The organism is Streptomyces sp. NPDC053493 (genome assembly GCF_044544825.1).
Taxonomy (GTDB): domain Bacteria; phylum Actinomycetota; class Actinomycetes; order Streptomycetales; family Streptomycetaceae; genus Streptomyces.
Genome location: NZ_JBITXS010000004.1, coordinates 105895 through 118724, shown reverse-complemented (window position 1 = coordinate 118724; position 12830 = coordinate 105895). Strand labels below are relative to the sequence as shown.

Annotated in this window: 11 protein-coding genes and 1 tRNA gene; 6 read left to right on the top strand and 6 right to left on the bottom strand. The window is 73.2% G+C overall.

The window, feature by feature from the left end; genetic code table 11:
* Positions 1-232: 232 nt before the first annotated feature.
* On the bottom strand, positions 233-1057 hold the full coding sequence (locus ACIGO8_RS13875; RefSeq protein WP_399728862.1) for a hypothetical protein: 825 nt from the start codon (positions 1055-1057) through the stop codon (positions 233-235).
* Between the two features lie 308 nt (positions 1058-1365).
* Here ACIGO8_RS13875 and ACIGO8_RS13870 point away from each other — a divergent pair, with 308 nt between their 5' ends.
* Positions 1366-1815: an ATP-binding protein gene (locus ACIGO8_RS13870; RefSeq protein WP_399728860.1), complete on the top strand. Its 450-nt coding sequence runs from the start codon at positions 1366-1368 to the stop codon at positions 1813-1815.
* Between the two features lie 142 nt (positions 1816-1957).
* Here ACIGO8_RS13870 and ACIGO8_RS13865 read toward each other — a convergent pair whose 3' ends face one another.
* Both ACIGO8_RS13865 and ACIGO8_RS13860 read right to left on the bottom strand, forming a co-directional pair.
* Complete coding sequence (locus ACIGO8_RS13865) at positions 1958-3436, bottom strand: aminopeptidase P family protein (protein WP_399728857.1); 1479 nt, start codon at positions 3434-3436, stop codon at positions 1958-1960.
* A gap of 187 nt (positions 3437-3623) precedes the next feature.
* On the bottom strand, positions 3624-5030 hold the full coding sequence (locus ACIGO8_RS13860) for a PP2C family protein-serine/threonine phosphatase (protein WP_399728854.1): 1407 nt from the start codon (positions 5028-5030) through the stop codon (positions 3624-3626).
* An 857-nt stretch (positions 5031-5887) separates the two neighbouring features.
* Between ACIGO8_RS13860 and ACIGO8_RS13855 the strand changes: the two genes are divergently transcribed.
* Both ACIGO8_RS13855 and ACIGO8_RS13850 read left to right on the top strand, forming a co-directional pair.
* Positions 5888-6616 (top strand): bifunctional DNA primase/polymerase, encoded by a 729-nt coding sequence (locus ACIGO8_RS13855; RefSeq protein WP_399728851.1) that lies wholly within the window; start codon positions 5888-5890, stop codon positions 6614-6616.
* Between the two features lie 203 nt (positions 6617-6819).
* Positions 6820-7443: a hypothetical protein gene (locus ACIGO8_RS13850; protein ID WP_399728848.1), complete on the top strand. Its 624-nt coding sequence runs from the start codon at positions 6820-6822 to the stop codon at positions 7441-7443.
* 194 nt (positions 7444-7637) lie between these two features.
* On the opposite strand, the gene ACIGO8_RS13845 is transcribed toward ACIGO8_RS13850, so the two are convergent.
* The 3 genes from ACIGO8_RS13845 to ACIGO8_RS13835 all read right to left on the bottom strand — a co-directional run bounded on the left by ACIGO8_RS13845 (position 7638) and on the right by ACIGO8_RS13835 (position 10483).
* Complete coding sequence (locus ACIGO8_RS13845; RefSeq protein WP_399728846.1) at positions 7638-8624, bottom strand: DUF5926 family protein; 987 nt, start codon at positions 8622-8624, stop codon at positions 7638-7640.
* Positions 8625-8979: 355 nt separating this feature from the next.
* Complete coding sequence (locus ACIGO8_RS13840) at positions 8980-9585, bottom strand: ATP-binding protein (RefSeq protein ID WP_399728843.1); 606 nt, start codon at positions 9583-9585, stop codon at positions 8980-8982.
* 73 nt (positions 9586-9658) lie between these two features.
* Positions 9659-10483, bottom strand: coding sequence for a glycerophosphodiester phosphodiesterase (locus ACIGO8_RS13835; protein WP_399728840.1), 825 nt, complete (start codon positions 10481-10483; stop codon positions 9659-9661).
* Between the two features lie 154 nt (positions 10484-10637).
* On the opposite strand from ACIGO8_RS13835, the gene ACIGO8_RS13830 reads away from it, so the two are divergent.
* The 3 genes from ACIGO8_RS13830 (at position 10638) to ACIGO8_RS13820 (ending at position 12781) form a co-directional block, all read left to right on the top strand.
* Entirely contained in the window at positions 10638-12125 is a 1488-nt protein-coding gene (locus ACIGO8_RS13830; RefSeq protein WP_399728837.1) for a S1C family serine protease, read from the top strand.
* Positions 12126-12222: 97 nt separating this feature from the next.
* Positions 12223-12310, top strand: a tRNA-Ser gene (locus ACIGO8_RS13825).
* Between the two features lie 165 nt (positions 12311-12475).
* On the top strand, positions 12476-12781 hold the full coding sequence (locus ACIGO8_RS13820; protein WP_399728834.1) for a hypothetical protein: 306 nt from the start codon (positions 12476-12478) through the stop codon (positions 12779-12781).
* The last annotated feature ends 49 nt before the right edge of the window (positions 12782-12830 follow it).

The following is a 12830-nucleotide window of genomic DNA, read 5'->3' as shown; positions in this document are numbered from 1 at the left end:
GCAGGACAGGGATCCCGGACGGACGGCCGAAGACAGGTCTGCTCGGTCCACGCGCGGTGCATGCCGGCGGCGTGCGATCGCCGCCGGCGGTGCCGACAGTGCCGGCGGTGTCGGCGGTGCGGGCCGGTCCGACGGGCCGGCGGTGCCGGACGAGGAACGGCCGGCGGCCGGTCGACGGAGCGCGGGGCCGGGCGTGGACGACCGCGGATCCGCTCCCTTCGAGCGGTCCGCGTCAGGCTGCGAGGACGCAGCGGGCGGCGGCCGGCGGGCCGCGCCTGATCACCGTGTGCTGAAGTGCCCCGGCCACCGGCGGGGGCGGGACGTCGAAGGGGGTACGGGCCGGGTCGCGCGGCCCGGTGGCCGGAGCGCCCGGCAGGCCGGCGAGCAGGGCCCGTACCAGGGTGAGCGCGGCGCGCAGGGAACGTACAAGGGCGGCCTCGGCGAGACCGGTGGCGCCCTGCGCGGACAGCGTGGCCAGCCGGCCGAGCGCGAGGTCGCCGCGCCGCAGCAGCCATCCGGTGGCGAGCGCGGCGAGCAGGTGGCCGAGCAGCATGGGCAGGCTCGGCACCAGTTCGGCGGTCGCGCTCGTCCCGGCCGTCTGGGCGGCGCCCGCCATCGCGGCCAGGTGGTGGTGCGCTCCGGCCCCCGTGCCCGTGGCCGCCGGGGCGGCGGGAGCGAGGCCGGCCTCGCTGACGATCCGGACCGCGTCGGCCGGGCTCAGGGCGGAGGCACCGCCGCCGCACACCAGCTTGGCGGCGAGCCGGAGCAGGCTGTCGTCCGGGTGCGGGGCGACGACGAGGCGGCGCTGCCCGAGCCCGAACAGGGCGTGCAGGGCGAGCTGTCCGCCGGCCAGCGCGCCGACGATGAAGGGCAGGGTGCGCTCGCGTCCGGCGAAGAGCACCGCGATCCCGAAGACGCCGAGGAATCCGGCGACCAGCGACCACAGCGCGATCCCGGCGCAGGCGGCCAAGGCGTGCCCGAGCGCGGACAGCACGACGCAGACCGCGGCGAACACCGCGGCCCTCAGCAGGCGTGGCGCGAGCGCGGGGGCAGACATGGCGGGCCCCATCATCGCACCAGCCTCACGCCTCCCATACGGCAGGTCCGGAAGGTCACCCTTGGACCTCTTCGCGGCGTCTTGGGGACGTCCCGGGGACCTCCTGGGGACGTCTCGGCGGCGACCTGGGGTCGTCCAGGGGTCGTCCTGGGGCCGGTCTTCGCGGCGACATACACCGGCACCGGTGACGCGTCATCCGCCGAACGGGCGCTCTTGCCGCCTTCGGGCGCTTATGGACCTCCGGGCCCGGCAATACGTATCGGTATGTCGTGCCGCAGCATGTCGAGCCGCAGCCAGGAGGCTGGAGCATGAGCATCTGGTGGTCCCTGCATCTGCGGCGCGAGGCTGCGAGCGTTCCGCTCGCCCGGCGGCTGCTGCTCGGCACGATGGAGACGGCCGGTGTCGACCCGGACGTGTCCTACGAGCTGTCGGTGGCGCTGACCGAGGCGTGCGCCAACGCCGTGGAGCACGGCGGCTCCTGGGGCCGGGGCGCGGGATCGGAGGCGTACCGGGTCACCGCCTATCTCGACGGCGAGACCTGCCGCATCGAGGTGGCCGACGCCGGTCCGGGCTTCTCCGGCGCCGCGCCGCGCCCCTGTGCCGTCGCTCCCGCGGACGCCGAGCACGGCCGCGGGCTGCGGCTGATCGAGGAGCTCGCCGACCACGTCCACTTCGGCCGTACGGGCCGGGGCGGAGCGCTCGTCAGCTTCGACAAGATCATCAAGTGGCGCGCGGACGCGCCGCTCGCCCTCACCTGAGGCAGGGGCAGGGGCAGGGGCAGGGGCAGAGGCGGAGGCGGAGGCTGACGAACAACCGTCGCAGTACGCCGAAGGCCCCGCCGACCGAATCGGCGGGGCCCCGCGGTGTCTCGTCCAGGCGCGTCCAGGTACGGCGGCCAGGTCAGCCCTTCAGGCCGGCCATCCACGCCTCGACCTCGTCGGAACGGCGCGGCAGCGCCTCCGAGAGGTTCCGGTTGCCGTCGGCCGTGACGAGGATGTCGTCCTCGATCCGGACGCCGATGCCCCGGTACTCCTCCGGCACGGTCAGGTCGTCGGCCTGGAAGTAGAGCCCCGGCTCCACGGTCAGGCACATGCCCGGCTCCAGGGTGGTGTCGACGTACGCCTCGGTGCGCGCGGCGGCGCAGTCGTGGACGTCCATGCCGAGCATGTGGCCGGTGCCGTGCAGGGTCCAGCGGCGCTGGAGACCGAGCTCCAGGACGCGGTCGACCGGGCCCTCGACGAGGCCCCACTCGACGAGCTTCTCGGCGAGCACGCGCTGGGCGGCGTCGTGGAAGTCGCGGTAGGCGGCGCCCGGCTTCACCGCGGCGATGCCGGCCTCCTGCGCCTCGTACACGGCGTCGTAGATCTTGCGCTGCACGTCGGTGAAGGTGCCGCTGATGGGAAGCGTGCGGGTGACGTCGGCGGTGTAGAGCTCGGTGGTCTCCACGCCGGCGTCGAGCAGCAGCAGGTCGCCGGAGCGGACCGGGCCGTCGTTGCGGACCCAGTGCAGGGTGCAGGCGTGCGGGCCGGCGGCGGCGATGGTGCCGTAGCCGACGTCGTTGCCCTCGACGCGGGCGCGCAGGAAGAAGGTGCCCTCGATGTAGCGCTCGCTGGTCGCCTCGGCCTTGTCCAGGACCTTGACGACGTCCTCGAAGCCGCGCGCGGTGGCGTCGCAGGCCTTCTGCAGCTCGGCGACCTCGAACGCGTCCTTCACGAGGCGGGCCTCGGAGAGGTAGACGCGCAGCTCCTCGTCGCGCTCGGCGGTGACCTTGTCGGTGAGGGCGGCCTCGATGCCGGCGTCGTGGCCGCGGACGTTGCGGACCGGGCCGGTGGCCTCCTTGAGCGACTCGGCCAGCTCGCGGACGTCCTTCGCCGGGATGCCGAGCAGCTGCTCCGCCTCGGTGAGGGAGTGGCGGCGGCCGACCCAGAGCTCGCCCTGGCCGTCGAGCCAGAACTCGCCGTTCTCGCGGTCGGAGCGGGGCAGCAGGTAGATGGTGGCCTCGTGGCCGTCCTCGACGGGCTCCAGGACGAGCACGCCGTCCTGCGTCTGGTCGCCGGTCAGGTACGCGTACTCGGTGGAGGCGCGGAAGGCGTACTCGGTGTCGTTCGACCGGGTCTTCAGATTGCCGGCCGGGATCACCAGGCGCTCGCCCGGGAAGCGGGCGGAGAGCGCGGCGCGGCGAGCGGCGGTCCGGTCGGCCTGGGCGATCGGCTCGAGGTCGTGCAGCTCGGTGTCGGCCCAGCCGGACTTCATGTTCTCGGCGAGCTCGTCGGAGACGCCCTGGTACAGGCCGTTCTTGCGCTGCTTGATCGCCTGCTCTTCCGATTCCGCCAGGGTCTCCGGGGTCTCCGGGTTCTCCGGCGTGCGCTCTTCGGCCACGGGTCTGCCTCCTTGTGGTACGACACTGAACCATCACCATCGTACGGTCGTGCGGAAGGGTCCCAGAGGCGGAAGACCCATTACCGCCGGGTCACCGGGCGGCACCCGTGGCGCGGCTCACTCAAGGCCCGCGGTGGCGGTCGTGGCGCGGCTCACTCGAGGCCCGCGGCGACACCCGCGGCGCGGCTCACTCGAAGCGCGCGGCGAGCAGGACGACGTCCTCGCCGTCGGCCGCCGCGGCGTCGAGACCGTCCGGCAGGACCGTCCGCAGGACGTGGTCGGCGACCGCGCCCGGGTCGGCCCGGTCCGCCTTCGGCACGCTCGCGGCGGCGGCGTGCAGCCGCGCGAAGGCCCGGTCCATGGGATCGCCGGTCCGCCGCAGCAGTCCGTCGGTGTACAGCAGCACCGTTTCTCCGGGTGCCGGCGACAGCTCCACGCTGGGCGCCTCCCAGCAGGACAGCATGCCGAGCGGCGCGGACAGCGAGGTCTCCACGAATTCGGTGCGGTCCTCGCCGATCACCAGCGGCGGGGTGTGGCCGGCGCCGGCGAGCACGATCCGGCGGGCCTGCGGCTCGCAGTAGGCGAAGAGCGCGGTCGCGGTGCGGGCGGGCTCGGTGAGGCGGAGCAGCAGCTCCAGGTCGGAGAGGACGGCGACCGGGTCCTCGCCCTCCATCACGGCGTACGCGCGCAGCGACGCCCGCAGCCGGCCCATGGCGGCCAGCGCGCTCGGCCCGTTCCCGGACACGGAGCCGACGGCGAGCCCGAGCGCGCCCTCGGGCAGCGGCAGCGCGTCGTACCAGTCGCCGCCGCCCCGGGGTCCGGTGCGGTGGCGGGCGGCGAGCTGCACGCCGGGGACGCGGGGGAGCCGGCTGGGCAGCAGCTCCTCGGCGACGGTGGAGACCTGGGCGCGGGCGCGCTCGACCTCCAGGAGGCGGGCGAGGTGCTCGGTGGCGAAGCGGCCGTAGAGGCCGACGAGGTGGCGCTGGCGTTCGGCGGGCTCGGCGGGCTCGTCGTAGAGCCAGACGACGGCGCCGAGCTTCCCGGCCTCCGCGGTGGCCAGCGGCAGCGCGTAACTGGCGGCGTAGCCGAGGCGGGCGGCGACCTCGCGGTGGCGCGGGTCGAGGTCCTCCTCGCCGCACAGGTCGGGGACGGCGATGGGGCGGGGCAGGGCGCCTTCGGTCAGCGGGGCGAGTCCCTCGAGGATCCGGCCGTACGACGTGACGCTGCGCGGCACGGTCTCGATGGTGCCGAGGTCGGCGTGGGCGAGGCCGAGGCCGACCTTGCTGACCGGGCCGAGGCCGTCGGCCGGTTCGAGGACAGCCATGCCACGGCGGGCGCCGACCAGCGAGGCGCCGGCGCGCAGCAGTTCGCGCAGGGCGTCGTCGAGGGAGGCGGTCCTGATCAGGGACTCGGTGAGTTCGTGGAGGAGCGTGAGGTCCGAGACCCAGCCGGCGAGGCGGTCCTGGAGAGGTCCGCCGGGCGACAGCTCGTCGGCCGCCAGCGGCGTGAGGGAGGCGGCGTGGGCCGCAGTGTGCGGGGGAGAAGGAACAGTGGAATCGATTCCGGCCACTTTCGGCGCACGTGGGGTAGTCATCGCACTCGGCTTTCCGACCTGCGCGTTTCATGCAATAGCATCGCAAACCCCCAAGTCATTCTGCGCCGCTATCCATCGATCCACATCTACACGCACATGTGGATCGATGTCCAGCATTGTCACCATGGGACTTCTGGTGTCCGTGAGATCTGGCGAGAGGGTTGAAGACTAGGGGAAGTTGGCCGAAAATTGCCCCCGGTGTGCACCATTCGCGGTCGACTGGCGTCGTTTGAAAGCGCGTCATTTAGTGCGTGACGGGTACGTAATCGGTGACGGGCAGGGGCAGTTGGACGCGCCCCTGGACACGGACGCGGAACGAGAGCGTCCGCCTCACCGCAGACCGCACCCCTACCCCTGAGTGGCGGGGAACGTGCTCCGGCAGGCCAGACCGCCGGGAGCGACCGCCAGGAGCGCCCGCGCTGAAACGCGCAGTGATTCGCACGGTAGTGATACGCACGGTGAAGACACGTGTACGTGGTGTGATGTGCACGTGGTGTCATGTGGATTCGGCGTTCAACGGAAAGGAACGAGCGCTCATGCGCGAGATCCTCGGAAGGCGACGCAGGCTCCGGTTCCGGCGCGGCAAGCGCGAGGCGGGAATGGCCGACCCGGGCGCGGTCGACCGCGGCGCGGCCGACCGGGGCACGGCTTCGGAAGGCGTCGGGCACGGGAGGCACGAGGTGCCCGAGGCGCCGGCGATTCCCGCGGTGCCGGCAGTTCCTGAGGTGCCGGTGATCCCGGAGGTGCCCGAGGCCTCTGAAGCGCCGGCGGTTCCTGAGGTGTCGGTGGTTCCTGAGGCACCAGCGGGTCCTGAGGTGTCGGTGGTTCCTGAGGCACTAGCGGGTCCTGAGGTGTCGGTGGTTCCTGAGACTCCTGAGGCGGGGCTCGACACGGCACGGCGCGACGCGGCCCTGCGGTACGCCGGCGCATGGGGCTGGCCCGTGGTGCCCGGCGTGGGACTGCGCCAGGCCGGCGCTCCGGCCGGCGCGCCTCGGCGCACCCTCACCCTGAGGCCCGCCGCGGCGCCGAAGCCGGCCGGACCGGCCGCCTGCGCCTGCCCCGACCCCGAATGCGTGGTGCCCGGCGCCCACCCCTTCGACCCGGGCCTCCTCGCGGCCACCACCGACGCCCGCATGATCGGCTGGTGGTGGGACCGCCGGCCCGACGCGCCCGTCCTGCTGGCCACCGGCGGCCGCGCGCCCTGCGCCGTGAGCCTGCCGGCCGTCGCCGGCGCCCGGGCGCTCGCCGCGCTCGACGCGCAGGGCCTGCGACTCGGCCCGGTCGTGGCCACACCGACCCGCTGGGCGCTGCTCGTCGCCCCGTACGGCCTCGAACGGCTCGGCGAGCTGCTCTACGCGAAGGACAGCGTGCCCAGCTCCCTGCGCTTCCACGGCGAGGGCGGCTATCTGCCGCTGCCGCCCTCGACCACGGGGACCGGCCAGGTCCGCTGGGAGCGGGCGCCGCTGGACGACTCCGCGGCGGACGGTTCGGCGCGGCCGTGGCTGCCCGACGTCGAGGCGGTCGTGGACGCGCTGATCGAGGCGAGCACGAGCATGCCGGGCGGCGGCAGCAGACTCGCGTACTGACCCGCGTACCGAGCCGCCTGCGAGCCGCATGCGGACGGCGCCGTACGCGGGGTCTGCTCGGCCTCACCCGAACGGGTGTGGAACGGCGCGGCATCCAGGAGAAACGCGCGGCGGCCGGCCGGGAGCGCGTCGGCCGCGGATATCTTCGCCGGAAGGATTTCCTTCCAGCGGATTCCGTTCCTGAGAAGCAGGTGGGCCGACGTATGGGGCGCATGAGTGCGGCGAAGCTCCGGGGCCTGGGGCTCGGTGCCGCCGTCGTGATCGCCGTACTGGTACCGATCGCGGCGTCGGCGGGGCCTTCGGCCGAGGAGCCGGCGCCGGCGGCCGGGTCGAAGGCCGAGGCCGGGTCCGCCGGTGACGCCAAGCCCGCCAAGCGCGGCGGGTTGCTCTCGGACCTGGGGGTCGAGTCCTCCGGGCCGGCCGGATCGCCCGCCTCCTCCGACCACGCCGCCGACCACGCCGCCGGGCCGCCGCCCGCCGTCAGCCGCTGCGGACCCGAACTCGCCTCGCCCGACGGCGTCGAGGCGCAGACCTGTGTGGTGACCGAGGGACCCGACACCTGGGCGCGTACGTACTACCGCAACGCCACCGGCCAGGAGCTGGAGGCCGTGCTCACGCTGATGGCGCCCGGCGGCCGGACCGTACAAGTGCGGTGCTCGATCGAGGCGCGGGACGAACCGGGAACGTGCGAGACGCCGAAGGAGCGCAGTCGCGGCGCCGCGGACCGTTATTCGGCCGTGGCGGAATTCGCCGGAGCGGGAGAGGGTGCCAGTACGCCGCTGCTGCTGCGGTCGGGAAGCAACACGACCGAGTCGAACGGCAGTTGAGCCGGGCATGAGAAGGCCCGGTCGCTGGCGACGGGGGATGCACCAGCGACCGGGCTTCCAGAACGGTAACAAGAGATCTGCCGTTCGCAAATTCGATCTCGGTTATTCGGACAGGGATTTCGCTCCTTGGCCGAGTACTTGTGGCGGACATCACCGACTGGTCGGTCTGTCAGTCACGGATACCGCCTGGGGTATCAGCTGAGCGTCACCTGACGGTTGGTGAGACCGCCGCGCGCCCGGCGCTCCTCGGTGGTCAGCGGAGTGTCCGTGGCGAGGGCCGCGGCGAGCCGCTCGGCGAACTCGGCGGCCGGCTTCTCGCAGTCCTCCGCCGTCATCGAGGTCGGCAGGTCCCACACCGGCACCATCAGGCCGTGCGCCCGGAAGGAGCCGACGAGACGGGTGTCCGGGCCCAGCGAGGAGGTGCCCGCGGCCTGCAGCCGGGCCAGGGCGTCGAGCAGCTGCTCCTCCGGGTGCGGCATGACCCAGCGCAGGTGGTTCTTGTCCGGCGTCTCGCACCAGTACGCGGCGTCGACACCGGTCAGCTTCACGGTCGGGATGGCGGCTGCGTTGGCGCGCTCCAGGGAGGCGGCGACCTCGGGGTTGGAATTGTCGGCGGACTCCGGAATCCAGAATTCGAATCCCGTGTGCACGACCGGCGCAAAATCGCTGTCCGCGTCGAGCAGATCCTGAAGTCGCGGACCCTCCGCCGGTACGCGACGGGCGGCGACCGGCGTGCCGGGCTCGGCCACCAGGGCGCGCTCCAGGGTGTCGGCCAGGTCGCGGGCCAGGTCACCGGAGGACGTGTCGTTCTGCAGCGCGAGCAGCACCGAGCCGTCGTCGCGGCGCAGCGCCGGCCACGCCATCGGCAGCACGGTCGCCAGCGTCACGGACGGCACGCCCTCGGGCAGCCCGCCCTTCAGCGTGAGTGGCACGGTCGCGGCGGGCACGAGCTCGCGCAGCGCGACCCAGTCGCACTCGCCGGGCAGGCCCTCGAAGGGACGGTGGACGAGCTCGGTCACGGCGTGCGCGGCGGCGCGGCCGTGACACGCCTTGTAGCGGCGGCCCGAGCCGCAGGGGCACGGCTCGCGCGCGCCGACGACCGGGATCTCACCGTTCGTGACCTGTGCCTGACCGGTCTTGCCGGCCTTGCTGGGCTTCGTCTGGGGACGCTTCTTGGCCATGGGTGGCTTTCTCCCGATCGCGGCGGTGCTGTGTCGGGCGCGAGCCTAGCCGCACGCGGTCCCGCATGCCGGGATGGCGATGCGGCTCGTGCCGGGCGGGGCTGCGGGCGGGACCGACGCCGGCCGCGCCGTCATCCCGTACCGCGACCGCGGGGCCGTAGGGCCGTATCCGGAACGGCCGGATGCCGTACGGCAGGGTCCGGGCGCCGTACGGCGGGGTTCGGACGCCGCGCCCGGGACGGCCCGTGCCCGGGACGACCCGCGGCCGGGACGACCCGCGCCCGGGGCGACCCGCGGCCGGCCCGCACCGCGGCAGCGCCCGTATGCCCTTCAGGTCGTCAGACCTGCAGGTCCTTCAGTCGAGATCGTCGTACGCGTCCAGGAAGTCGAGACCGGAGCCGCCGCCGACCCGTGCCGCGAAGTCCTCGCGGCGATGGCCCTCGGTGACCTGGACCCACACCGTGACCTCGCCCGTCGCGCTGTCCCGTACGCCCCACTTCTGGGCGAGCGCGCTGATGATGTTCAGCCCGCGGCCGCCGCGCGCCGTGACCGACGGCGTGGCCGGAACGGGCCGGGTCGGCCCGCCGCCGTCCGTGACCTCGACGGTCAGCGCGCCCCGCTTGTCGATGCTCCACGCCGCCCGTACGTCACCTTCGCCCACGTCCGCGTCGCGGCCCAGCGGTCTTCCGTGCCGACAGGCGTTGCTCAGCAGTTCCGAAAGGATCAGCACCGCGTCGTCGACGACCGATTCGGACATCCCGCTGCGGCTCAACTGCTCCCGCATCCGGTGTCGCGCCTCCCCCACGCCCGCAGGGCCATGGGGCACGGCCATGCTCGACGACGTGGGCACCTCCTGTGCCACCACCAACGCCACCCCCGAGACCTCCTTTGCCCCACGCCACGGTGTGGATGCCCCAATGGCCTGGACCGGAAACCGGCCAGTACGACTCCGGTGACGCACTCGTGACGATCGCGTACGCCCCGAACGCGCCGGTGCACTCCCCGCACGCCCGTGACGGACGAGGCACAAGGGGCTAAAGGCGGCCCAACTGGGACAGCACCTGCTTGGGACGGTTGGTGATGATCGCGTCCACGCCGAGCCGTACGCACAGCTCGACGTCCTCGGGATCGTCCACGGTCCACACGTGGACCTGGTGGCCGGCCTTCTGCAGCCGCAGGATCACGGCGGGGTGGTGGCGCACGATCCGGATCGACGGGCCCGCGATCCGGGCGCCGGCCGGCAGCCGCCCGTCGCGCAGCCGCGGGGTGACGAACTGGGAGAGGGAGACCGTCGGCAGGGTCGGCGCGGCGGCCGCGACGCGGTGCAGCGAGCGGGCCGAGAAGCTCATGACGCGGACCGGGGACTCCTCGGGCGCGGCGGGCGCGGCCAGGCCGAAGCGGCCGAGGAGCTGCAGCAGTTTCTCCTCCACCTGCCCGGCCCAGCGGGTGGGGTGTTTGGTCTCGATGGCCAGCTCGATGTGGCGGCCCGCGTCGGAGACCAGCTCCAGGAGGCGTTCGAGGGTGAGCACGGAGGTGGCCTGGGAGTCGCCCCAGTCGGGGACCTCGCGGGCCTCGTCGCGTCCCTTCCAGGTGCCGAAGTCGAGGGCGGCGAGATCGGCGAGCTCGAGGGCGGAGACGGCGCCGCGGCCGTTGGAGGTGCGGTTGACGCGGCGGTCGTGGACGCAGACGAGGTGGCCGTCGGCGGTGAGCCGGACGTCGCACTCGAGGGCGTCGGCGCCGTCCTCGATGGCCTTCACGTAGGCGGCGAGGGTGTGCTCGGGGGCGTCCTCGGAGGCTCCGCGGTGGGCGACCACCCGGACGGGGAGGGGCGGGCTCGGCTGCTGCGGTGCGTGGGTCACCGCGTCATGGTACGGCTGTCCGTTATGCCCCTATATAAAGGAAGGAGTGCGGATGCACAGCTCCGGCTTACAGTGGCCTGACGCGCTGTGGGAAAAGCTGATCGCAGCGACCGTGCAGTGAGTGGATGAGTGGACAGTGAACGAGGAGACAGCTGTGAGCACCGAGAACGAGGGCACGGCGGTTCCGGCGGACCAGAGTGCCCCGTCCGCCCCTCCTGCGGCCCCCGCGACCCCGCCCGCCCCGCCTGTGACTCCGCCCGCGACGCCCGCGACTCCGCCTGCCCCGGCCGCGGAGGCCGCCGCCGAGCCGGCGCCGGAGCCCACCCCGGCTCCGGCCGCGCCCGTCGGCTCTCCCGCTCCCGGCCACACCCCGGCTCACGCCACGCCCGCCGGCGCTCCCGCAGCAGCCCCCGCCCCCGCGCCCGCGCCTGCTCCCGGCGCGGCGGAGGGCTGGCCGCCGCCTCCGCCCGTGACGCCGGCGTGGGGCGTTCCCGTCCCGCCCGCACCCAAGGCCCCGCGCAAGCGCACCGGCGGCCTGGTGGCGGCCGTCCTCGTCGCGGCCCTGGTCGCCGGCGGCGTCGGCGGCGGCATCGGCTACTGGGCGGCGTCCCAGCGCGACGACAACCCGACCAGCTCGACCACGGTCTCCTCGGGCGACTCCCCCGCCTCCTTCAAGCGCGACCCGGGCACGGTCGCGGCGGTCGCCGCGAAGGCGCTGCCGAGCGTCGTCACCATCCAGGCCAAGTCCGGTGGCACGGACGGCGAGGGCGGCACGGGCACCGGCTTCGTCTACGACAAGGAAGGCCACATCGTCACCAACAACCACGTGGTGGCGTCGGCGGCGGACGGCGGCACGCTCTCCGCGACCTTCTCCAACGGCAAGACGTACGACGCGGAGGTCGTGGGCCGTGCCGAGGGCTACGACGTGGCCGTGCTGAAGCTGAAGAACGCGCCGTCGAACCTGATGCCGCTGGCCCTCGGCGACTCCGACAAGGTCGCCGTCGGCGACTCGACGATCGCGATCGGCGCGCCGTTCGGCCTGTCCAACACGGTCACCACCGGCATCATCAGCGCCAAGAACCGTCCGGTCGCCTCCGGCGACGGCGGAGGCGGCAAGAGCTCGTACATGAGCGCCCTGCAGACCGACGCCTCGATCAACCCGGGCAACTCCGGCGGCCCGCTGCTCGACGCGAGCGGCGCCGTCATCGGCATCAACTCCGCGATCCAGTCGACGGGCAGCGGCTTCGGCCAGTCCCAGGCAGGCTCGATCGGCCTCGGCTTCGCCATCCCGGTCAACCAGGCCAAGAACGTCGCCGAGCAGCTCATCAAGACCGGCAAGCCGGTCTACCCGGTCATCGGCGCCACGGTGAACATGCAGGACAAGGGCGAGGGCGCCACCATCGCCGACCAGGGCTCCGGCGGCACCCCGGCCGTCACCCCGAACGGCCCCGCCGCCAAGGCCGGCCTGAAGCCCGGCGACGTCATCACCGGCTTCGACGACCGCCAGATCGACAGCGGCCCGACCCTCATCAGCGAGATCTGGACCCACCAGCCCGGCGACACCGTCAAGATCACCTACGAACGCGGCGGCAAGTCCGCCACCGCCACCGTCACCCTCGGCGAACGCACCGGCGACAGCTGACGCATGAGCCCCGCGCCCCACCTCCCGTCACGCTTCGGTGCACCCGCCCTCCAGCCGGTAGGCTGTAGCCGCTCCGCGCCAGGTGAGGCGGAGCGAGGGTGGGTTGCCCGAGCGGCCTAAGGGAACGGTCTTGAAAACCGTCGTGGCGAGAGTCACCGTGGGTTCAAATCCCACACCCACCGCCAGGTGAAGCGGCCTCTGACCAGGATCGATGGTCAGGGGCCGTCGGCGTCTTCGGCCCTGCGATCGCCTGGTGTTCCCCGTGACTCCCCGCTGGATCGGGCACGCGAGGGGCATGGCGATTGTCAGGGCGGCTGCTGAGCTCCCTGCCCTGCTGCTTTGATCAGAGCATGACCCACTCTGATGATCCGGCTGGCGACAGATCTGGGCGGATGAGCCGTTCCGTCGTTTTCGGTGCGGCTTCCGTTGCGTTCTGGTTCTGCTGCCCGCTATGGATGCTCGTCTGGGCTCTGGCCTTGCCGCTCGGCCTCACGGGCCTCGTCTTGGGTGCCATCGAATACCGCGCTGCCTCACGACAGGGCGTCAGCCGCGCGCAGCCTCTGACCAGCCTGGCGCTCTCGTCGGTGGGTACGGCAGCTGCCGTTGCGTACATGCTCTTTGTGTTCACCCATCCGGACCTGCCAATCCAGGAGTAGGTCGACGGAGTGGCTTCGAGGTGGAGCTGCCACGGTTTGCCGACCTTGG

Bases quoted from the DNA above. Each gene is read 5' to 3' on its own strand.
- ACIGO8_RS13875 (WP_399728862.1), bottom strand. From the start codon at position 1,057: ATGTCTGCCCCCGCGCTCGCGCCACGCCTGCTGAGGGCCGCGGTGTTC.
- ACIGO8_RS13870 (WP_399728860.1), top strand. From the start codon at position 1,366: ATGAGCATCTGGTGGTCCCTGCATCTGCGGCGCGAGGCTGCGAGCGTT.
- ACIGO8_RS13860 (WP_399728854.1), bottom strand. From the start codon at position 5,030: ATGACTACCCCACGTGCGCCGAAAGTGGCCGGAATCGATTCCACTGTT.
- ACIGO8_RS13850 (WP_399728848.1), top strand. From the start codon at position 6,820: ATGGGGCGCATGAGTGCGGCGAAGCTCCGGGGCCTGGGGCTCGGTGCC.
- ACIGO8_RS13845 (WP_399728846.1), bottom strand. From the start codon at position 8,624: ATGGCCAAGAAGCGTCCCCAGACGAAGCCCAGCAAGGCCGGCAAGACC.
- ACIGO8_RS13820 (WP_399728834.1), top strand. From the start codon at position 12,476: ATGACCCACTCTGATGATCCGGCTGGCGACAGATCTGGGCGGATGAGC.